Origin of the sequence: Desulfurobacterium indicum (assembly GCF_001968985.1) — a bacterium.
In the GTDB taxonomy this organism is placed as follows: Bacteria; Aquificota; Aquificia; order Desulfurobacteriales; family Desulfurobacteriaceae; genus Desulfurobacterium_A; species Desulfurobacterium_A indicum.
Map to the genome: position 1 here is coordinate 1 of NZ_MOEN01000013.1, position 20,590 is coordinate 20,590.

The 20,590-nt window shown below is 38.0% G+C and carries 25 protein-coding genes and 1 tRNA gene; 16 read left to right on the forward strand and 10 right to left on the reverse strand.

Features of this window, described 5'->3' with window-relative positions:
• The 3 genes from BLW93_RS04435 to BLW93_RS04445 form a co-directional block, all read left to right on the forward strand.
• A partial coding sequence (locus BLW93_RS04435) for a glycosyltransferase family 4 protein (RefSeq protein ID WP_076712899.1) occupies positions 1–792 on the forward strand: 792 nt, incomplete at its 5' end.
• A gap of 106 nt (positions 793–898) precedes the next feature.
• Complete coding sequence (locus BLW93_RS04440; protein ID WP_076712900.1) at positions 899–1,897, forward strand: YfdX family protein; 999 nt, start codon at positions 899–901, stop codon at positions 1,895–1,897.
• A 93-nt stretch (positions 1,898–1,990) separates the two neighbouring features.
• Positions 1,991–2,067: transfer RNA gene (locus BLW93_RS04445), tRNA-Met, on the forward strand.
• Positions 2,068–2,075: 8 nt separating this feature from the next.
• Here BLW93_RS04445 and BLW93_RS04450 read toward each other — a convergent pair.
• Positions 2,076–2,780 (reverse strand): ABC transporter ATP-binding protein, encoded by a 705-nt coding sequence (locus BLW93_RS04450; RefSeq protein ID WP_076712901.1) that lies wholly within the window; start codon positions 2,778–2,780, stop codon positions 2,076–2,078.
• Between the two features lie 110 nt (positions 2,781–2,890).
• Between BLW93_RS04450 and proB the strand changes: the two genes are divergently transcribed.
• Positions 2,891–3,946 (forward strand): glutamate 5-kinase, encoded by a 1,056-nt coding sequence (gene proB, locus BLW93_RS04455; protein WP_076712902.1) that lies wholly within the window; start codon positions 2,891–2,893, stop codon positions 3,944–3,946.
• Between the two features lie 27 nt (positions 3,947–3,973).
• Here proB and BLW93_RS04460 read toward each other — a convergent pair whose 3' ends face one another.
• Positions 3,974–5,161, reverse strand: coding sequence for an FprA family A-type flavoprotein (locus tag BLW93_RS04460; RefSeq protein WP_076712903.1), 1,188 nt, complete (start codon positions 5,159–5,161; stop codon positions 3,974–3,976).
• A 156-nt stretch (positions 5,162–5,317) separates the two neighbouring features.
• Between BLW93_RS04460 and BLW93_RS04465 the strand changes: the two genes are divergently transcribed.
• A complete protein-coding gene (locus BLW93_RS04465) occupies positions 5,318–6,538 on the forward strand; it encodes a diguanylate cyclase domain-containing protein (protein WP_076712904.1) in 1,221 nt (406 codons plus the stop codon).
• Here BLW93_RS04465 and BLW93_RS04470 read toward each other — a convergent pair.
• The 7 genes from BLW93_RS04470 to BLW93_RS04500 all read right to left on the reverse strand — a co-directional run bounded on the left by BLW93_RS04470 (position 6,535) and on the right by BLW93_RS04500 (position 12,975).
• On the reverse strand, positions 6,535–7,785 hold the full coding sequence (locus tag BLW93_RS04470) for a hemolysin family protein (RefSeq protein WP_076712905.1): 1,251 nt from the start codon (positions 7,783–7,785) through the stop codon (positions 6,535–6,537). The genes BLW93_RS04465 and BLW93_RS04470 overlap by 4 nt on opposite strands.
• Positions 7,786–9,060 (reverse strand): hemolysin family protein, encoded by a 1,275-nt coding sequence (locus BLW93_RS04475; RefSeq protein ID WP_076712906.1) that lies wholly within the window; start codon positions 9,058–9,060, stop codon positions 7,786–7,788. It abuts the gene before it with no gap.
• Positions 9,061–9,063: 3 nt separating this feature from the next.
• A complete protein-coding gene (yidC, locus tag BLW93_RS04480; RefSeq protein WP_076712907.1) occupies positions 9,064–10,557 on the reverse strand; it encodes a membrane protein insertase YidC in 1,494 nt (497 codons plus the stop codon).
• A gap of 24 nt (positions 10,558–10,581) precedes the next feature.
• Positions 10,582–10,791 carry a membrane protein insertion efficiency factor YidD gene (gene yidD, locus BLW93_RS04485; protein WP_076712908.1) on the reverse strand — a complete coding sequence of 70 codons (210 nt, stop codon included), beginning with the start codon at positions 10,789–10,791 and terminating at the stop codon, positions 10,582–10,584.
• Positions 10,785–11,156: a ribonuclease P protein component gene (gene rnpA / locus BLW93_RS04490; RefSeq protein WP_076712909.1), complete on the reverse strand. Its 372-nt coding sequence runs from the start codon at positions 11,154–11,156 to the stop codon at positions 10,785–10,787. The genes yidD and rnpA overlap by 7 nt, the downstream gene beginning before the upstream one ends.
• Positions 11,141–11,302: a 50S ribosomal protein L34 gene (rpmH, locus tag BLW93_RS04495; protein WP_022847262.1), complete on the reverse strand. Its 162-nt coding sequence runs from the start codon at positions 11,300–11,302 to the stop codon at positions 11,141–11,143. Before rpmH ends, rnpA begins: the two co-directional genes overlap by 16 nt.
• A 95-nt stretch (positions 11,303–11,397) precedes the next feature.
• Positions 11,398–12,975, reverse strand: a complete 1,578-nt coding sequence (locus BLW93_RS04500) for a PEP/pyruvate-binding domain-containing protein (protein WP_076712910.1) — start codon at positions 12,973–12,975, stop codon at positions 11,398–11,400.
• A 131-nt stretch (positions 12,976–13,106) separates the two neighbouring features.
• On the opposite strand from BLW93_RS04500, the gene BLW93_RS04505 reads away from it, so the two are divergent.
• Genes BLW93_RS04505 through rplI form a run of 7 tightly spaced genes read left to right on the forward strand, consistent with a single transcriptional unit; the run spans position 13,107 to position 16,509 of the window.
• Entirely contained in the window at positions 13,107–13,706 is a 600-nt protein-coding gene (locus tag BLW93_RS04505; RefSeq protein ID WP_076712911.1) for a 50S ribosomal protein L25, read from the forward strand.
• A gap of 2 nt (positions 13,707–13,708) precedes the next feature.
• The gene (pth, locus tag BLW93_RS04510; RefSeq protein WP_076712912.1) at positions 13,709–14,269 is read left to right on the forward strand and encodes an aminoacyl-tRNA hydrolase; all 561 of its coding nucleotides are present in this window, start codon (positions 13,709–13,711) and stop codon (positions 14,267–14,269) included.
• Between the two features lie 19 nt (positions 14,270–14,288).
• Positions 14,289–14,645, forward strand: a complete 357-nt coding sequence (rpsF, locus tag BLW93_RS04515; protein WP_076712913.1) for a 30S ribosomal protein S6 — start codon at positions 14,289–14,291, stop codon at positions 14,643–14,645.
• Positions 14,638–15,015: a single-stranded DNA-binding protein gene (locus BLW93_RS04520; RefSeq protein ID WP_076712914.1), complete on the forward strand. Its 378-nt coding sequence runs from the start codon at positions 14,638–14,640 to the stop codon at positions 15,013–15,015. Before rpsF ends, BLW93_RS04520 begins: the two co-directional genes overlap by 8 nt.
• Positions 15,016–15,026: 11 nt before the next feature.
• Positions 15,027–15,260, forward strand: a complete 234-nt coding sequence (gene rpsR / locus BLW93_RS04525) for a 30S ribosomal protein S18 (protein WP_076712915.1) — start codon at positions 15,027–15,029, stop codon at positions 15,258–15,260.
• A complete protein-coding gene (locus tag BLW93_RS04530; protein ID WP_076712916.1) occupies positions 15,260–16,054 on the forward strand; it encodes a YybS family protein in 795 nt (264 codons plus the stop codon). The genes rpsR and BLW93_RS04530 overlap by 1 nt, the downstream gene beginning before the upstream one ends.
• Positions 16,051–16,509 carry a 50S ribosomal protein L9 gene (rplI, locus tag BLW93_RS04535; protein ID WP_076712917.1) on the forward strand — a complete coding sequence of 153 codons (459 nt, stop codon included), beginning with the start codon at positions 16,051–16,053 and terminating at the stop codon, positions 16,507–16,509. Before BLW93_RS04530 ends, rplI begins: the two co-directional genes overlap by 4 nt.
• Before the next feature lies 1 nt (position 16,510).
• On the opposite strand, the gene BLW93_RS04540 is transcribed toward rplI, so the two are convergent.
• The gene (locus BLW93_RS04540; protein ID WP_216818663.1) at positions 16,511–17,173 is read right to left on the reverse strand and encodes an endonuclease III domain-containing protein; all 663 of its coding nucleotides are present in this window, start codon (positions 17,171–17,173) and stop codon (positions 16,511–16,513) included.
• Between the two features lie 180 nt (positions 17,174–17,353).
• Here BLW93_RS04540 and BLW93_RS04545 point away from each other — a divergent pair, with 180 nt between their 5' ends.
• The 4 genes from BLW93_RS04545 to BLW93_RS04560 all read left to right on the forward strand — a co-directional run bounded on the left by BLW93_RS04545 (position 17,354) and on the right by BLW93_RS04560 (position 20,590).
• Positions 17,354–17,845: a ribosome maturation factor RimP gene (locus BLW93_RS04545; RefSeq protein ID WP_078058136.1), complete on the forward strand. Its 492-nt coding sequence runs from the start codon at positions 17,354–17,356 to the stop codon at positions 17,843–17,845.
• A gap of 14 nt (positions 17,846–17,859) precedes the next feature.
• Complete coding sequence (gene nusA, locus BLW93_RS04550; protein WP_076712919.1) at positions 17,860–18,987, forward strand: transcription termination factor NusA; 1,128 nt, start codon at positions 17,860–17,862, stop codon at positions 18,985–18,987.
• A gap of 1 nt (position 18,988) precedes the next feature.
• Positions 18,989–19,519 carry a YlxR family protein gene (locus tag BLW93_RS04555; RefSeq protein ID WP_076712920.1) on the forward strand — a complete coding sequence of 177 codons (531 nt, stop codon included), beginning with the start codon at positions 18,989–18,991 and terminating at the stop codon, positions 19,517–19,519.
• A gap of 78 nt (positions 19,520–19,597) precedes the next feature.
• Positions 19,598–20,590, forward strand: coding sequence for a carbohydrate kinase family protein (locus BLW93_RS04560; RefSeq protein WP_245791994.1), 993 nt, complete (start codon positions 19,598–19,600; stop codon positions 20,588–20,590).

Consider the following 20,590-nt stretch of genomic DNA (forward strand, 5'->3'; position numbering starts at 1 on the left):
TTTTTTCATTCAAATATAGAAGAAAGCATAAATTCGATTATAAAAGCCAGTAATAAAATTAATCTACCTTCCCTAATACAGAAATACATAAAGAAAACCTATTCCTCTTTTGATCTGGTTATAACACCTTCAAAATACATGAAAAACTACTTAAACAGCATAGGAATAAACAAAACATCCACGGTATACCTGGGAGTTGACACAGATACATTCTCCTTAAATGGAGAAAGATACCCGGTAAGAAAAACCTTCAACATTCCGGAAGATAAAACGTTACTCATATATGCAGGCAGGCTATCCAACGACAAAAACATACGAGAACTTCCAGAAATATATAACCTGCTATTAAAACGCTCAGACAAATTTCACCTATTAATCATCGGAAGCGGTCCGGAAGAAAAAAATCTCCGAAAAGAGATGAAAAAAAACACAACATTTCTTGGATTCGTAAGAGACAAAAAAATTCTGGCATCTATCTATAGAAGCTGCGATATATTCATAACCCCATCTATAGCAGAATCTTTTGGACTTGCAATAATCGAAGCTCAAAGTTGCGGAATTCCAGTTGTGGGTTATAAAAAAGCTTCATTACCGGAAGTGACAATTAATCCAGAATTTCTTGTTCACAATAAGAGCCAATTTATAGACATATTATTATATAAGAATAAAAACAAGATTAACCGGAAAGAAATAAGTAAAAAAATAACTTCTATGTTTTCATGGCAACAAACCTTTGAGCAAATTTTGAATATTTACTCTAATCTGATAGAAAAAAAGTATTATGCACACTAAAAGCACAACTTTAGATCTTAAAAATATCCCATAAACTTGCAAAATTGCTTCAGAAAATTTAATTTAAATCTAACTATAGATTAAATATCCCTCCAGGAGGAATAAAATGAGAAAACTAATAGCTGCAATGCTGACAGCCGCACTCATCGCACCAACAGGAGCAATGGCAACATCTATGAAATCAGAAAGAAAGTCAGAATCTACAGGAAGTAGCATGACCGGTAGCATGATGCCTGAACACGGCACATCCTCCGCCGCTTTCTGGAAGGTAAATACAGGAAGAAGAGAAAAGATGATTGCGAAAAAAACCTCTATGAATGCTGTAAGGAAAAAAGTTGAATCATTAAGAAAAATGAGGCCTTCCTTTACAACAGCTTTAACAGCAATGAAAAAAGTTGACGAAGCGATAATACTGCTAAAAGAAGGAAAAACAGAGCAAGCTAAAAAAGTTTTAACTGAAGCAGAGAAATATGTCGAAAAATACATGAAAGAAAACAAAGGAATGGGCTTTGTTCCCCTTAATCAGCAGATAGCAGTCATAGAATTTAGAGGAGATGTAAAAACTGCAGAAAAAATAGTCAAAAAGGCAGAAGAACTTCTTAAAGAAGGCAAAGTACAGGATGCAAAAGCCCTCCTCAACACGTTATCTGACGAAATAGATGTAATCAATGTCTATCTACCGCTTACCATGTATAAAAAAGTTGTAAAAGATGCAATCAAAGAGATAGACAAAGGCAAGAAAGAAGAAGCCATGAAAATGCTCATGGCCATAAGAGACAGTATAGCCATTCAGAAAATCGTAATCCCAATACCTATGATTAAAGTGCAAGCTCTGATAGAAAGAGCAAAAGTTATGAACAAAAAAGACAGAAAGTTAGCCATAGCTTACCTTAAAGAAGCACAAAAAGAATTAAGACTTGCAAAAGCTTTAGGTTACGCCTACGACTTTGAAAAAACTTACAGAGAATTGGATAGAGAATTAAAGCAACTTGAAACAGCAATAGAAGGAAAGAAAGAGACAGGTTCTCTATTTAACTCTATTCTTGAAAAACTCAAGCTTCTAAAAGAAAAAGCTACGAAAGAAATAACATCCAGGACAGAATAAAAAATCTAAATGGGGCTGCCTTCAAAATAGCCCCATTTTTGCAAAAAAGACTTGACACACAAGAACAACCGGCTATATTATACGTTACACTGACGCGGGGTAGAGCAGTCTGGTAGCTCGTCGGGCTCATAACCCGAAGGTCGAGGGTTCAAATCCCTCCCCCGCAACCAAATTTTCCTCATAATCTTGGAATAGCCTGAAGAAGTTCCCTGGTATATTCCTTTTTTGGATTTTTAAAAATTTCTTCTAACGTTCCCTCTTCCACGATTTCACCATCTTTCATCACCATGATACGGTCGCAAATATACTTTGTAGTGAGAAGGTCATGAGTGACAAAAAGCATTGAGAGATCAAAATTTTCTTTAAGTTCCCTCAATGTTTTTAAAACCCACATCTTAAGCGTTACATCAAGCATGGAAATCGGCTCATCGGCAATTATAAGATCAGGAGAAACAAGAAGTGATCTTATTATAATTACTCTCTGCCTCTGTCCTCCCGAAAGCTCCGAAGGCTTCTTTCCCGACAGCCTTTCATAGTTAAGATTAAAACTTGCGAAAAGCCTTTTTATCCTCTCCTCATCAGGCAAAATATCGAGTAACTGTCTCCTTACTGAAAGGTAAGGATGTAGAGAAGCAAGAGGATCTTGAAACATACATGATATCGTTTTACCTTTAAACTCTATCTTCCCTTCATAAGGAACAAGTCCAAGAATCGCCCTTCCAACAGTGGTTTTCCCAGAACCACTCTGACCAACTATCCCAAGTACCTCACCTTTATGAAGAGAAAAAGAAACACCTTTAACAGCATGAAACACTTCAGATTTTAAAATACCTTTATTTTCAAATGTAACAGACAGATTTTCAACACGAAGAACCGTATCCATTTAAACCTCCGTTCACACTACGAAACAAGTTTATAAAAAGTTTTCCGTTTGAGCAATCAGGAAGAAAAATGATATTCTTTATGAGCCACAAATTCCAAGAGGTACTTTAAATGCTCCGACAGGTTAAAAGAGTCGTAATAAAGGTAGGAAGTCAACTGCTGGCAGAAAAAAATGGATTGAACAAAAACTTTATAGAAAAAATCGCTGAAGAAATATCCACATTAAAAAGAGAGGGAAAAGAGGTTATTCTCGTCAGTTCTGGAGCTGTTCTTGCAGGTATAAAAGTTTTGAACCTTGATAGAAAACCAAAATCCCTTCAAGAAAAACAGGCACTTTCTGCAGTTGGACAACCCTATCTAATGGCAGAATATACACAAGCTTTTAAAAAACATGGATACAACATAGCCCAGGTCCTTTTAACAGCCGAAGACCTTCGCTCAAAAAAACGCTTCTCTCATGCAAAAGACACCTTTCATGCACTGTCAAAATTAAACGTCATTCCCATAGTGAACGAAAATGACACAGTTTCTGTTGAAGAAATCAAAATCGGGGATAACGACAATCTTGCAGCTCACGTGTCTGTTGTAGTTGAGGCTGACCTGCTTATAATGCTGACCACTACCAACGGCATATTCGACAAAGATCCAAACATCTTTCCCGATGCGAAAAAAATAGAATCAGTAAAAGATATTCACGAACTTCAACTAACATGTGACTTCTCAGGCAAAAGCCCTTTCGGAACCGGCGGAATGTGGACAAAAGTCGAAGCAGCTTTTAAAGCTGCCAGAAAAGGCATTCCAGTTATCATAGCCAACGGAAGAGAAGAGAAAATAACAGTAAAAATTCTAAAAGGAAAAAAGAAAGGTACACTCTTCCTACCTAAAAAGGAACTTAAAGCAAAAGCGTACAGAATTCTCTACCTGGAAAAACCAAAAGGGAAACTGATAATAGATAAAGGAGCAGAAGAAGCAGTCTTAGAAAAAGGAAAAAGCCTTCTTCCAAAAGGCGTAAAAAAAGTAGAAGGAACTTTTGAAAGAGGTGATGTAGTTGAAGTTGTAAATACGGAAGGAAAAAAACTATTTAAAGGCATTGTGAAATGCAGTAGCAGAGAGCTTCTTTCATTTGACAAAGAGTGTATTCACCGCGACGACATGGTGTTTTTATAAACATTAAAGCGGGCAAAGCCCGCTTCTTTAAACAGTGCTAAGTTTTTCGGAAAGAATTTCGGCTAAAACTTCAAGCTTCTTAAAATCATTCTCTTTCGGAGTTCCTTTAACTAAAACAGAATCTATCCATTCAGCTTTTATAACAGAAAGAACACCTTTAATATGTTTTTCAACAACTGTTCCGCTCCAGCCATAAGATCCGATAAGTGAAAGAAAACGTGTTTTAGGCCTTAAACCATTCATAAGATAAGCAAAACCTATAACAGACGGGTGAGCACCAGCAAGAACAGCAGGAGAAGCAAAAACCACAGCTGCAGCATCAACTAGATCCATAGCAATGTTACTCAAATCTGATGTTATTAAATTGTAAGGCCTTACTCTTACGCCCCTTTTCGAAAGCTCTCTGGTTAAAAATTCAACCATTACACGGGTGCTTTCATGCATCGATACAAAAGGAATCAGAACAAGCGGTTTCACATCGTCAGAAACCCACTCTTTATAAGCATTTAGAATAAATTCCGTTTCTTTGATAACAACCCCGTGGCTAGGAGCTATTATTTCCGGCGAAAGCTCATCTATAAGTGCAAGATGCTTCTTTATAAAATTGCGGAAAGGCATCATTATCTCTGCATAATAACGCTTTGTCTCCAGATAGACTTTAGCCCTATTTTCATCTGTCGTATCAAACAGCTCACTCGTCGCAATGTGAGAACCTAAAAAATCACACGGAAAGAGCACTTTATCTTCAACAGCATAAGTAAACATAGTCTCGGGCCAGTGGACCCAGGGAGCCATAAAAAACTGAAGGGTCTTATCACCAAGAGAAAGGGTCTCTCTATCCGAAATAATTTTAAAAACATCATCAGGAAGCGAAAAGAAATCCTGAAGCATTCCTTTACACTTGGCATTTGTAACAACCTTGGCTTCCGGAAACTTCTCTAAAACATAAGGAATAGAACCAGAATGATCCTGCTCAGCATGGTTAGAAATGACATAATCTATACTATCAACCCCAAGCTCCTCCAGATTCTCAAAAAGTTCCTTTTTCTTATAAGGCTCAACAGTATCTATGAGCGCCACCTTCTCACTTCCCACAACAAGGTAAGCATTGTAACTTGTGCCTTCCGGCAGAGCAACAAGCTCATCAAAAAGAACCCTGTCCCAGTCTACCGCTCCGACCCAGTAGATACCTTTCTTTATCTCTTTAGCTGCCATCATTACCTCCTCTAGATGCAAATAATTATCAACGTTTCTTTAAGTTATAATAAATTCACAGAAAAACAACTCTATTCTATGGAAATTGAAAACATAACAAAATGTTGCTAAAATATAAGTTCACTAAATTTGATTTACACTTATTAAAAGGAACTGATGGAAAAGAAAAGGGGCATACCTGTAAGTTACAAAGAGATAGGGTATTTGCTTGAAAAACTTATTCTCCCGCTTGGCGGTTCCTGTATTATTTTGGATGAAAACAAAAAAGTTCGTTATGTAACAAGACTGTCTCCTCTTTGCAATATACTGAAAAAGCAAGACGAGAAAATGTGCAGAGAATTTTTATCTGAAAACTTTAAAAGAGCACAGGAAACGAAAGAGCCCTTCACAACAAAGTGTCCAATAGGGAAACTTGTCTATGTCATCCCTATTTACATAGACGGAAAATTTAAAGGTATAGGAACAGGCTCAATAGGTGTAGCCAGTTTTTCAAGAAGGAGAAGAAGAAAACTCATAGAAATAGCGCGAAAAGCAAACATTCCCGAAAGCAAACTGTTAAAACTTGCCGAAGAAGAATTCCTGAACAAAAGGTATTTAATATCAAGCAACCGTAATATCTTTTTCAGAGAGATAAAAGATACCGAATGTGTAATGAAAGCCCTACGAAGGTTTTTAGAAGTGCTTAAAATAAGAATTGCTATAAAAAAAAATTCTCCTCAATGTTGTTATACATATGATCTTATGGACGCAATAGAATATCTTATTGCCGGAAATTTTAGTCCATCTCCTGAAAAGTTTAACGAAAAAAATGAAAGAGATTTACTGTTAAAACTGGTAGAGCTTGCTAAAAAAACGTGCAGAGAAATGTTAAAAGTAACAATGTCCGAATCAATAAGATGGAAAGCATACCACGACAGTTTGACAGGTGTTTACAACAGATATGTCCTGGAAGAAGAACTGAAAAAGATAAGAGAACTGCGACTTGTCCCTGTAGCATTTATCCTGGTAGATATGGATGATTTAAAAAAAATCAACGACAACTACGGCCATGAAATGGGGGATAAAGCCATATATGCGGTTGCAAAAGCCGTTAAATCGGCAGTAAGAAGAAATGATGTTGTTGTCAGGATAGGCGGTGATGAATTCATAATAGTCCTACCCGGCATTACAGAAAGAGAAGTAAAAGAGATAATAGAAAGAATAGAGGAAAATGTTGCCAAGTCAGCATCGATATTCGGACTGCCGTTTAATCTAAGCGTATCCATAGGATATGAAATTCTTAAAGCTTATGAAGACCCTGAAGAAGCCATACTAAGAGCAGATAAGAACATGTATAAATGTAAAAAGTGCAGGAAGAACGGCAACGGTAAATTTTAACTTTCCTTTAACCTCAATTTCTTTATGCGCCTTTTGTCTACATCGGCAACTTCAATCGTAAGATCATGAAATTTTATTTTTTCACCTTTTTTTGGAAATCTGCCCAAAGTTTTTAAAACAAAGCCAGCAATCGTTATATAATCTGCTTTTGAAGGAAGAGAAGTTTTCAAGTACCTGTTTATCTCATTTATCTCTACTGAACCGTCAACGACTAAAGAACCGTCAGAAAGCTTATTTACAAGTGGATGTTCACCTCCAAACTCATCATCAATCCTTCCAACTATCTCCTCAAGTATATCCTCAATGGTAACTATCCCCAAAGTGGAACCAAACTCATCAACAACAACAGCCATCTGAGTTTTTGCTCTTCTTAACTCTTTCAAAGCATCAATAAGGCTCATATATTCAGGAAGAACAAGAATAGGCCGCAAGAAGTTTTTAACAGAGGCAAACTTATCATTTGCATCAAGAAGGTCAGTTATCAATATATAGCCTACAATATCATCAAACCGCTCCCTATAAACGGGCAATTTTGAAAATCCAGTTTTATTAAAGAGTTTTAAAGCCTCTTTTACACGGGAATTCATATTAACAGCAACTACATTTACCAGCGGAACATAAATATCACCTAACGTCTTCTCTTTCAAACGAAGAACATTTTTAAGTATTTTTCTCTCGGTTTTTTCAAAAGCAGAACGGGAAGCACTCTCAACCAGAAGTTCAAGCTCCTCCTTCGTAACAAAAGGATTTTTCTTTGTTTCTTCACCAAAAAGGTTTGTTAAAAATCCCGCAACAAAAGTAATAAGCAATGTTAAAGGCCTAAAGAGCCTGTGAAAGAAATAGAGAGGGTAAACTATCTTAAAAGCAACTTTATCTGAATATTTCTGAAACAAACTTTTAGGAATGAGCTCTCCAAAGGTAATTGTAAGAGGCGTAAGTGTAGCTACCGTAAAAAGCTCAGGATATTTCCCGATAAAAGGATATGTTGAAGATGCACTATCTATAACAAAAGCCGTGAAAAGCGTTGCAGCAGAAACAGTAGATATGTTCGTTCCAACTAAAGTAGTAGCAAGAATCTTCTCTGGTTCTTTCAAAAGCTGATTCAACAAAACTGCAGCCCTATCACCTCTTTTAAGGCGCTTTTTCAGCTCAACACGACTAACAGAAATAATGGCTATCTCGCTTCCCGAAAAAAACGCTTCAAATGCAACACAAATTAAGATCGCAACTATGTAAAAGCCACTCACTCACTCTCTCTCCACTATTATAGATTTAATCCTGTTACCTTCCATCCTTTCCACTTTTAGCCTGAGACCGTTCCACTCTACGCTGTCTCCCTTTTTAGGAATCCTATCAAGAAGTCTCATAACAAGTCCACCGACAGTATCGACATCCTTTTCTTCTTCTGTTATTTCATCAATGCCGAAAAAGTCTTTAAAATCTTCTATACTAACACTTGGATTAACTCTGTATTTCTTATTTTCTATCTTTTCAAAATCTTTCTCTTCCGTCTGCCTCTCATCAGGAATTTCACCAATAAGAGAAGAAAGAATATCATCAAGAGTAACAATTCCAGCTGTATTTCCATACTCATCAACAACTATTGCAAGGTGTTTTTTCTTCCTCTGCATTTCCTCAAGAAGATCGTCGATCTCTTTAAACTCCGGAACGAAAAAGGGTTTATCTGTAAATTCAACAACGGGTCTTTCAAAGTCCTCATCTTTCAACTGAATAGGAATAATCTTCCGCGTATAAAGAATGCCTTTTATATCATCAAGGTCTTTACCATAAACCGGAATACGAGAAAACCGTCTCTTTTTAATCTCATTCAAAGCGTCCTTTACTTTCATATCGGCAGGAAGAGCAAAAACTTCGTGCTTGGGAACCATTATTTCTTTAACATCACTTTCGTCAAGGTCAAGAGTCCGATCAATTAAATCCTTCTCTTCTTTAGCAATCACTCCTTCCTTTGCCCCCTCCTCAACCAGAATCATAAACTCTTCGTCGGAAATGACTTTTTGCTCGCTGAAAAGTTCAATACTAAAAGGTTTCAAAATTAAAGAAACAAACGTAATAAGAACAGCTCTTATCGGCGTGAGAACAAAACTTACAAGTTTTATAAATCTCACAACAAAAAATGCATATTTTTCGCTGTATTTAACGGCAAAAGTTTTCGGAGTAACCTCTCCAAAAAGCAGAAGAGCAATAACCGTAGAAGGAACAGCGTATATGGAACCTCTCTCTCCGAAAAGATCCATGAAAAGAAGGGCTGCTGTTGAAGAAATGGCAATGTTGACCATTTCATTACCTATAAGAATTGTTGCTATGAGCTCGGCAGGATTTTGCAGAAAATTGTAGATTTCCTTTGCTGTCTTATCACCTGCAAGAGCAAGTCTCTCTAACCTTAAACGATTAAGAGAAAAGAAAGCCGTTTCAGAAGCGGAAAAAAGGGCCGAGAAAAGCAGGAGAACCGCCAGAATCAGCCCTTCTGTTATTACGCTACTACCACCGCCCGGGTCCATCTCTTACGACTCTCCGTGATGAATCATCTTATTAATTATAAAGTTTTGGGCAGCGGTGATAAGGTTGTTTGTCATCCAGTAGAGAACAAGACCTGCCGGAAACTTCGCAAACATAAACGTAAAGACTATCGCCATAACATAAAAGATCTTCTGCTGCTCCGGATTTGCACTGGGCGTCAGCTTTTGCTGGAGAATCATTGAAAGACCCATGAGTATAGGAAGAATATAGGTAGGATCCGGTGTTGAAAGATCTTTAATCCATAAAAAGCTTACACCCTTTAACTCAACGGCATTAAGAAATATCTCATAAAGAGCAAAAAAGACGGGAATCTGAAGAATCATAGGCAGGCAACCACCCATTGGATTCACGCCTTCTTCTTTATATAACTTCATCATCTCTTCGTTTAATTTCTTCGGATCCTTTGAATACTTTTTCTTAAGCTCCTCTATCTTGGGAGCCAGAACCTGCATTTTTTTCATGGATTCAAAACTTTTATGTGTAAGAGGATGCATTATGATTTTTATAATCAAAGTGATAAGAATAATTACAAGACCATAATTAGGAATAAATCTGTGGAGGAACAGGAAAAATTTGAGAAGTGGTTTTGCAAGAAATCCAAATATCCCAAAGTCTATAGCTTTATCCATACCAAGTTTCTCGAGCTGAGACAGCTCTTTAGGTCCGAAAAAAGCTTTAAAAGTAGCTACATGATTGTTAACGATAGATCTACCGTCTGAAGCTACAATATCAACTGAAAAAGCAGAATCTTTTACAGCACATAGGAAATATTTATCTTCTTCTCCAGCCCACTTTACCGAATTAAAAGCGACAGATTTTATCTTCTTCGCATTTATTCTTTCCACTTTTCCGTTTGAAAGTTCAATAACAGGACCTATATGTCCCATACGGGAAGTATGAGCTTCGTTTACTTTTATGCCAGGTCCGATTATTACAGACAATTTTGCACCTTTAAGGCTTTCGTTAACATCAATTACATAACTATCAGGATGGAAAGTAAGTTCTTTAATAAATTCTCTACCGTCAGGCAACGTCCCTCTAAGAACAATTTTTCTGGGAGATTTCGTGACAGAAATCTCAGTAACATCCGACTCAAGAGGTGTTTCCATAAGCCATGTATTAACTGTCTTATTATCGGATACGGTTGTAAGAGGGTAAATGTTAAGTTTTTTTGCCTCATCCGAAACAAGCTCAGCTTTATACTTTTTAACATAGAAATCAACAACCGCTCCGTTAACTTTAGAAATTTTAGCTCTATAAAGAGGTGTCTCGATATTTATGAAGGAATCAAGGTGTTTAAGTCCTTCAACAGGGAAACTGTAATCCTTTTTGTTCTCTGCAACCGTAGCAACTTCTGCAGTTTTCTTAACTTCCTGCTGCTTATTTTTGTTAAACCTTGTAAAAAGAGCAAAAACCAAAAATGTTATGGCAACAGCTTGAATAATTACAAGCAACTTCTTGTTCTGTTCCTGATTCATACTCACTCTCCAATTCTCTAAATTTTACGGATAATCTATTCCGCCTGAAGAAAAAGGATTACACCTCAAAACACGCCAAACAGCCTTCAAACTTCCTTTAAAAACTCCATACTTTTCTATCGCAAGGATAGCATAATCGGAACAGGTGGGATAAAAGCGGCAACTTTTGGGCAAAAAAGGAGAAACAAACCTTTTATAACCTTTTATAACACTTATCATTAAAGCTTTTAACATTTCTTTTCCCTTAAAATTCCTGCCCTGCGGGCAAGTTTTAAAAAGTCCTTTTCCACATCAGAGTAAGAAGCATTCTTCATACCTTTCTTTGCAATAAAAACTATATCACAGGGATAAAGTTTATGTTTATTAAGCCTGAAAACTTCTTTCATTAAGCGCTTTGCCCTGTTTCTGTCAACAGCCCTTTTCGAAAAACGCTTAGAGGCTATAAATCCTGCCCTGGGTTGCCCACTGTTTCTCAAAATAAAATAAAGAGCCAGGGTGACACCACCAAGGCTCTTACCCGATTCAAAAACATATTTAAAATCACGACTCTTTTTTATTCTATCCTCTTTAGAGAGGAAAAAATTTACCTTCTTCTCCACTCGTCACTTACCGTAAGCTTCTTACGGCCCTTTTTCCTTCTTCTTCTAAGAATTTCCCTTCCTGTCTTGCTCTTCATTCTCGCTCTAAAACCGTGAACTCTCTTTCCGTGTATTCTACTTGGCTGATAAGTTCTCTTTGTTGACAATTTGCACCTCCTAAATCTTTAAATGAACAAACCTGATCGGAATTTAAGATTTTGTAGAAGGAAATTATATGCAACCTTTTCGTTTTGTCAAAAAATCAAATACGTTCATCCAGTTTCAAAAACTGCCTTGCCATCTTTAACATCAATCTTCTCTCTTCGGAAGCAACAACTTTTTTTAAATAAACGATCTCGTCAGGATGAACAACAATAAAGTCAAAACCAGAACGGACAAGCTCCCTTACGAGAGAAAGATTGGGTGAAAGAATCGAACCTTCATCTGTAAAAAGCTTTCCGTAAGCACCCTTGAATACACTGCCGGTTATAAAAGGAGTCTCCTCTTTTATAAAAGATGGAACGTCATGAACGATCAAAACGCCGTCGGTTGCAACCCAGACATTCGTAAAACCTTTATTCCTTGCTTCTCTAACAGCATTAATCTCCTCTTTATTACGAACACTTACAACAACAGGTTTCGGAAAAGCGGCTTCGGCCGTCTCAAGCAACACCTTCTCAAACATCTCACCTATAACACCTGAAATATTAAAGTAAATGCCGTCGCACGGAAGAAAGCTAATCGTCCTTGCAATATCCACATCCGTCACCTCGGCAAGAATCCTAACACCTGTTGGATAAAACGGCGCCTCTTCCAGAACGGAAAGTTTTCTTAAAAGTTCTCTCTTCTCCTTCAGTCCAACCACCGAAATATCTGTAAAAAACGGCCTCCCGTCTTTTGAAATAACAAAATCAAGCTTTATGGTTCTGCTAAAGTTCTTCTCTATAGAAAGGGCAAGTTTTGCTAAAACAAGAACCTCTTCATCAGAAAGACTTGCCATTAAAGCTCTATCATCGGAAATTTCAAATTCGGTAATATTACCAGTTTCAGAATCTATAGAAAGCTCCGTATATTTTCTAACAATCTCCTTTTTTATTCTCCAGAACTCAAACGTTTCCTTATCAACTCTATATTTATCAAGATTCAGTTTATTACCTTTTATATATCCACATATTCCCCAGCTCGATTCTATAATAACAGTATTATCACCGGTCAACGGATCGGAAGAATAAAGGAATCCAGAACTTCTCGCATCTATCATCTCCGAAACTATTGCTATATCTCCCATATCCTTCACTATCTGCAAAACAGCCTTTCTAAGTTTTTCAAAAGAAGATATATTAAAAAAGGTAACTCTCCCCTCTTTTTTTCCGGTTTTAGCAATAAACCTGCTTGCTCCTGACTTCTCTTTTAAAAGTCTAAATCCTTTTTCAATTTCATCTTCCGAAGCTTCCGGGAAAACAACAATACCTGCCGGAACCGGCGCACCGCTTGCAACAAGAACTCCAAAATCGTCAAGCTCTTCTGGACCTCTCCTAACTATTTCTTCTATAAAGATGACATTACGTAAACCTGTTTTTAACGTTAAAAGCTCCTTTATCCTACCAACAGAAACAGATATTTTCAAAAGAGACAATCTTCTCACTATAGATTCATGAACTCTCCTTATCTCTTCATCTATAGACTTCTCATCAGGTTCGTCTTCCATTCTCAAAACAGTTTGCCCACCTTGAAAAAGAAGTGTTATCACTTTACCCGACGATTGATAAAATTCCGTCTGAACATGAAAATCCCCCACACCAGTTCTAACATTTGTATTTAAACTCCTAACACTCTTCATGTTTTCCTCCTGCATTTAATTAAATATAGCATATATTTGAAGCAACTTTATATCATATACCCCTTGACAAATCACGAATTTGAATGTAAATATTGCGTGCTTTCCCGCAAAAATTTTTTCAGGAGGTAAGAATGGAAATCGTAAAGCTGGAAGCTACCCGCAGAGAAAAAACTGGTAAAGGGGTAGCAAGAAAGTTGCGCAGGGAAGGCCTCCTTCCAGCAGTTATCTACGGCGGAGGGAGACCGGAGGCTACACCAATCGCCATAAAGGCGAGCGACCTGAAAAAACTCAAACACCACTCAGGTCTTATCTACATCAACGTTGAGGGAGAAGAGAGAGTTTGCATCCTCAAAGAGATTCAATACAACTACCTCGGTGATGTTCCAATTCATGTTGACTTCCATGAAGTAACATTCGGAGAAACAATTGTAACAACGGTAGAACTCGAATTCGTAGGAACACCTATTGGTGTTAAAGAGGAAAACGGCGTTCTCGAAATCTTCTTCAGAGAAGTTGAAATCGAAACACTCCCGAGAAATATCCCGGAAAAGCTTGTCATCGATATCTCCAACCTACATGCAGGAGATGCTCTTCACATAAGTGACATCCCCGTTCCTGAAGGTGTTAAAATCCTTGAAGATCCAGAAACAGCCGTAGTTGTTGTTTCCGAAACAGAAGAAGTTGCTGCAGAAGAGGGCGAAGAGGAAGGAACTGAAGAGGCTACTGAATAAAAATGATTAAACTCATAGTTGGACTTGGAAATCCTGGAAAAGAATATGCGTTTACCAGGCACAATGTGGGCTGGTGGGTGCTCGATAAAATTGCCCACAAGTTTAACGAAGAGTTTTCAAAAGAGAAATTTAAAGGCATTGTGGCTGAAATTCCGGGGAAAGCTGGAAAAGTAACGTTGCTAAAACCGCTTACATATATGAACAGAAGCGGAGAAAGCGTTATAGAAGCAGTTAAGTTTTATAAACTTAAACCGGAAGAGATACTTGTTATTTCCGATGACCTGGACATGCCTGTCGGGAAAGTCAGAATGAGACTAAAGGGAAAGCACGGCGGGCATAGAGGGTTAATGTCGATAGAAAAACATCTCGGAACTGATAAATTTCCGAGGCTTAAAATAGGTATCGGAAGGCCTGCAAGAAAAGAAGAAGTTGTAAACTATGTATTACAGCCGTTTACAGGCGAACAGCTAACAGTAATAGAACAGGCTGTTGAAAAAGCAGCCGATTGGGCATCAGAAACCATAAACGGAAAGCCTATAGAAGCTAAAAGTGCCAGCTTCTAACCTACAAAGGAGGTAAGGAATGAGAGAATACTATTATGAAACAGTTTATATACTTAGACCAACTCTTTCTGATGAAGAGATAGAAAAAGCCATTGAAAAGGTAAACAACGCCGTAGAAAAATATAACGGTAAAGTTCTCCACATAGACAAATGGGGAAAGAAGCAACTTGCATACCCGATTAACGATTACCAGATGGGCTATTATGTTCTTCTCCATATTCACACAAATGATAGGAATTTCGTTAAAAACCTTGAAAACTTCTTCAGAATTAATGAAGACGTCATAAGATTCCTCTCTTTCAGAATAAAACCTTCCGAAGTAAAAGGTTTAAAGAAAGAAGAAGCTAAATCCGATTCTGAGGCAAATAATGGCTAATTTAAACAAAGTTTTTCTAGCCGGAAGACTCACAAGAGACCCGGAGCTTCAGCATACAAACTCCGGAACGCCGTTTACACGATTCACAATCGCAGTAAACCGCAGTTACAAAGACAAAAACGGGAACTGGCAGGAGGAAACCTCATTCATTGACATAGTCGTATGGGGTGATGCTGCAGACAGAGCGGTGAGCAGATTCAACAAAGGCACCGAGATTCTGATTGAAGGAAGGCTCCGTCAATCAACCTGGGAAACGAACTCCGGCGAAAAACGTTCAAGAATTGAAGTAGTTGCAGATAGAGTCCAGCTTCTAAGCCAGCCGGCGGGAAGAGGACGGGAACAAGAAGACATTGATGATATTGAATTTTAAGGAGGTTTAAAATGGCAGAACAGAGAAGATTTGTTAGAAGAAGAAAATACTGTAAATTCTGCGCGCAAAAGATTGAACATATAGATTACAAAAACGTGGAACTTCTCAAGCCTTTCATAAGTGAAAGAGGAAGGATTATTCCTAAAAGAATTTCAGGCGTATGCTCCAAGCATCAGAGACAGCTTGCAAGAGCCGTAAAAAGGGCAAGACACCTTGCACTATTACCTTTTGTTAAAGTGGACTAATGAGAAACGTTAAGATATCCCTTATCCTTTTTGCTATTATATCCCTGGCCGGAGTGGCAATGGGATACGGGGCCTTTGCCGCTTTTGGTTGGGGACTATCCCTTTTCATTCCCGTTACACTCTTCATGGGAATAGAAAGGGAAGGATTTGCATTTTCCAGTATGGCAATATTAGCAGGAATAGGGATTGTATGGATTATCGGCGGATGGGAAGTAGCCCTAAATGTAATAGAAATGACAATACCAGGCTATATTACCTGGTTTTCACTAAAGAAAGAGATCAAAAGAGAGAGGCTGGCTCTCCTATTAACACTATACTTTTACATCATATCCATCGCTGAAGATCTGTTCTACGGCCCGCCAAAAGACATAGACCCCATCAAGGCAATTATTCCTTTCAGATGGGGACTTTACTTTTACACATCGGCTCTATTTGCGGTAATAATAATGGGAACTGTGGCACTTGTAGCGAAAAAGGAGGTTGATTTTAAAAAGATAAATTTTGGAGCCACACCGGTTGCACTGTTTATACTCAGCGGTATAGCCGCTATTTTAAAGTGGTTTCCTGTTATTCAAATAGTAGGGGCAAATGCCCTTATAGCAACCTGTGGATTTTTTCTCATTCAGGGCTTTGCAGTAGCCACAGCGGTCATAGAAAAATGGCAACCGCTGAGCAGAATAATCACCTTTTTTATGGCAATACTGTTTCCGCTGGCAGCACTGGTTATAATAACATTGGCAGGACTTTTTGACTTCTGGTTTGACTTTAGAAAACTTAAAGGAGGGTTGCAATGAAGGTAATCCTGATTCAGGATATGGAAAATCTGGGAAAGGTTGGTGATATCGTCGAAGTTAAAGACGGATACGGTAGAAACTACCTTATTCCTCAAGGAATCGCTCTTCCAGCAACAGAATCCAACGTTAAAAAAGTAAAGAACGAAATCAACGCTCTCAAAAAGAAAGCTGCAAAGCAGATGGAAAAGTTCAAAGAACTTGCAGAAAAACTCTCTTCCGTAAGAGTAACGATAAAGCACGAAGCCGGAGAAGAGGGAAAGCTTTTCGGCTCTGTTACAACATCACAGATTGAAAAAGCTCTCCACGAAGCAGGATACGAAGACATAGAGAAGAAGCAAATCATACTTGAAAAACCGATAAGAGAAACAGGAACATACGACGTTAAAATCCATCTTTTCCAGGATATCGAAGCCACTATTACCGTTGATGTCGTTCCTCTAAAGAAAGAGAAGTAATCTATCGGTGGCTGCCCTGTGCAGCCCCGTTTCTCCAAAATTTGCAACCATCAATCAAAGGACACCCTTCACATAAAGGCTTTTTTCTGCAAAACTCCTTACAGTGCTTAACTATAAGTGCGTGAAATTCACTGAAAAGCTCGATATCTTTCGGTAGAGAGCGTTCCACTTTCTCCCTTAAAACATCGTAATCAATTTTCTCAGAATCTATAAAACCCATACGGTAAAAAAGCCTCTTCGTATAAGCATCAACAACAAATATCGGTTTCTCAAAAGCGTAAAGAATCATTGAATCTGCTGTTTCCCTACCAACACCTTTAAGATTTAGTAACTTTTCCCTTAAAGAATAAAGTGGCAGAAGCGAAAGCTTTTCAAAACCACCATTATCTATAAGAAACTTCGCAAATATTTTCAATCTCTCTGCCTTCTGGTTGAAAAAACCCGCCGGTCTGATCAACTCTCTTAAACGCTCATCTGGAACCTGAACAATAGCATAAGGGGAAAGTAAGTTTTCTTTCTTCAAATTATGTATTGCTCTTTCCACATTTGTCCAGGCTGTATTCTGAGTTAAAATAGACCCCACACACACCTCAAACTTTGTTTCGGCAGGCCACCAATATTGAGGCCCGAAAAATCGAAATAGACGATCAAAAACCGTTCTCATCAAATCTGCCCCTTTCCTCATATTCTAATACCAAATTGATTGCTAAAAACATCTTTTTGCCCTAAATTTATACAGAGCGGTTAAGAGCTGTCTGTGTTCATCGCATTCATATTCCGTGTGAAGAGCGGGTGTTTTGCCCGCTCCTTTTTATTTCACCCCAAACAAATTTAGGAGTGAACCATGAACGAGGAAAGAGTGTCTCAACTTATAGAAAAAGTAAAAGAACTTTTACTTCCCATACTGGAAGAAGGAAACTTTGAGCTGATTGATACAGAGTTTGTAAGAGAACCAATAGGTTGGGTTTTAAGAATCTACGCTGACCGCGAAAATGGAGGCATTACAATCTCAGATTGTCAGTGGATAAGCGAAAGAATAGGTACAATTCTTGATGTTGAAGACTTAATACATCACCCCTATAACCTGGAAGTATCTTCTCCAGGTCTTGACAGACCTTTGAAAAACCAAAGAGATTTTGAAAAGCAAATTGGAAGCGTTGTAAAGATTAAGACAATAGAACCTCTTGACAATCAGAGAAATTTCAAAGGTGAAATCCTCTCTGCAAATGGCGAAGGCGTAACGATCCATGACGTATCAAGAAACGCAGAAGTAGAAATACCCTTTGAAAAAATCAAAACAGCAAAGCTTGATCTTGACTCTCTTTTTAACAAGTGAATAAGGAGGAAACAATGGAAAGCCTTGGAAAAACCATAGAAATGTTATGCAAAGAGAAAGGTATATCAAAAGAGGATGTAATTTCAGCCGTTAAAACAGGCATAATAAACGCTGCCAAAAAAGCCGGATACAGAGGAAACCTTGTCGTTAAAATAGACGAAGACGGTAAGGACTTCGGTATATATCAGGAAAAGGAAATTGTAGAAACCGTTGAAAATCCTGACTACCAGATTACTCTTGAAGAAGCAAAAGAGATAACCGGCGAAGAAAAAGAGATAGGCGACAAAGTTTTAGTAGAAATCAAAGCAGAAGAACTCGGCAGAATAGCCGCAAAAGCCGCCGCACAGGTTATCCATGAAAAGATAACGGAAGCTGAAAGAAAAGCTCTATACGACTATTATAAGGAAAAAATTGGAAACATAATCTCCGGAACGATAAAACAAATAATGAGAAACGGAGACATTGTAATAGACCTCGGAAGAGTTATTGGCATTTTACCGAAAGAAGAACAGATATCTAAAGAGAGATACCGTCTTGGTGAAAGAATAAGAGCATACATATACGACATAGTTTTTGATTACAGACAATACAAAAAGAGAGGTAAAAGTAGAATAGGTGATTATCCGCCACCTTACGTAATCCTATCAAGAACACATCCCAAATTTTTAAAAAGGCTTATGGAAATCGAAATACCAGAAGTTGCAGAAGGACTTGTAGAGATTAAAGCCGTTGCAAGAGAACCGGGAATAAGAGCCAAAGTGGCAGTAGATACAAAAGAAGAACACATAGACCCGGTAGGAGCGTGCATAGGCGTCAAAGGAAGCCGAATTCTGCCTGTATCACGAGAACTTTCCGGAGAAAAGATAGAAATAATAAGGTGGACGAACGATATTGCGGAACTTGTTGCTAGGGCTTTATCACCTGCAAAGGTTCTTCATGCCGAAAGTTATGAAGACGAGGACGGCGAATTAAGAGTAGAAGTAGTCGTCCCTGACGACCAACTATCCCTTGCAATAGGTAAGCACGGTGTCAACGCAAGACTTGCATCAAAACTTGTTGGACAGATAGTTGGAATAGATATAATCAAAGAGTCCGACTTTAAAAAGATACAGGAGCTTGAATCTCTTGAAACCGAAGAGTGATATGCCGGAAAGAACCTGTGCTGGATGCAGAAAGAAGGGAGAGAAGGAAGAATTTATAAGATTTGTCATATTCGAAAACAAACCCTTCCCGGACATTAAAGGAACATTGCCCGGGAGGGGCTTTAACGTATGTCCCCGCAAAGACTGTATCAAAAAGTTTGTAAAAAAAAAGTTCAAAGGAAAAATCTCTCACGAAAGTATCATAGAAGAGACGTTGAACCAGCTCAAAAATTATCTCCTCTCATTGCTCTCAGTAGCCCATAAATCAAGAATAACAATAGTTGGTCAGGACAACATAAAGAAAACGAAACCGGAAAAGGGAACACTTTTCATCTCTAAAGGCCTCAGCAGGAAAACTGCAGAAAATCTTGAAAAATACGGAACAACCGTAATAAAGGGTATATTATCAAACGAAGAAATAGGAAACGCTCTAAAAAAAGAGGCAGAAATAGGAACCGTCTTTGTGAAACCTATAGGCATAGGAAAGAAAATCGAAATAATAGGAAAAAAACTAAAAAGTCTGCTTAAGTGACATCCTCTCATCAGCAAACCCACAAACCTTCAAAAATCTGTTAAACTCATAAAAGCGACATATTTTGGGGAGGAAACATTGAAAAGGGACATCCTAGCATTTGGATCAATCGTCATAGATAACCTGATGATAGTAGATAAGTTTGCAGCTCTAAACGAAACGGTGCCTGTAAAAAAATACCGATACACTTACGGCGGAGCCGGAGCAAATGTTGCTGTTGCTTCCGCAAGATTAAAAGCAAAAAGTGGTCTTTTTGCAGTTTCAGGCTATGATTTCAAGAAGATGAACTATGAAAAATGCCTGACCGAGCAAGGTGTAGACATAAGAGGTGTTATACGTACATCTGAATTCCCGATGGCAAGAAGTTTTATTTTGAGCAAAGAAGAGAGCGAAGATCAGATTCTATATTATTATGAAAGCAAAAAAGCCGTAGCACAACTTTTATTCCATAACATTCATCTGGCAAAAACACTGGCAAAAGAATACAAAATACTCCACTTTTCAACCGGACACTTTGAATTTTACAGAAGGTTTCTAAAAAAATACAAAGGAGAACAAATAATCAGTTTCGATCCTGGACAGGAAACATTTTCCTATCCTTACAGAGTAATAAGGCTACTTAAATATTGTCATCTATTATTCATGAACAATCACGAAGCAAAAAGGATAAAAGAAATTCTAAAGCTGAAAAGCATAAAAGAGATAAAAGGACCTTCGTTAATATGCATCTCTTTAGGAGCACAGGGGGCAATAATCCTTTTTGATGGAAAGTTCTATCGTATTCCTGCTGTAAAACCGACCAGAGTCATCGATCCAACAGGGGCCGGAGACTCTCACAGGGCAGGATTTCTAACGGCACTTCTTAAAGGTTATGACATAGAAACAGCCGGAAGAATAGCTTCTACCGTTGCATCATTTACAATAGAAGCGGAAGGAGCACAAACCAGCCTTCCAACATGGGAAAAAGTGGCCAGAAGATACGAACATTTCTTCAAAGAACCTTTACCAGAACCAAGCCTTTCATGGGAAAAAACAATAAAAATGATACTTGAAACCAAGCACAAATGTTAG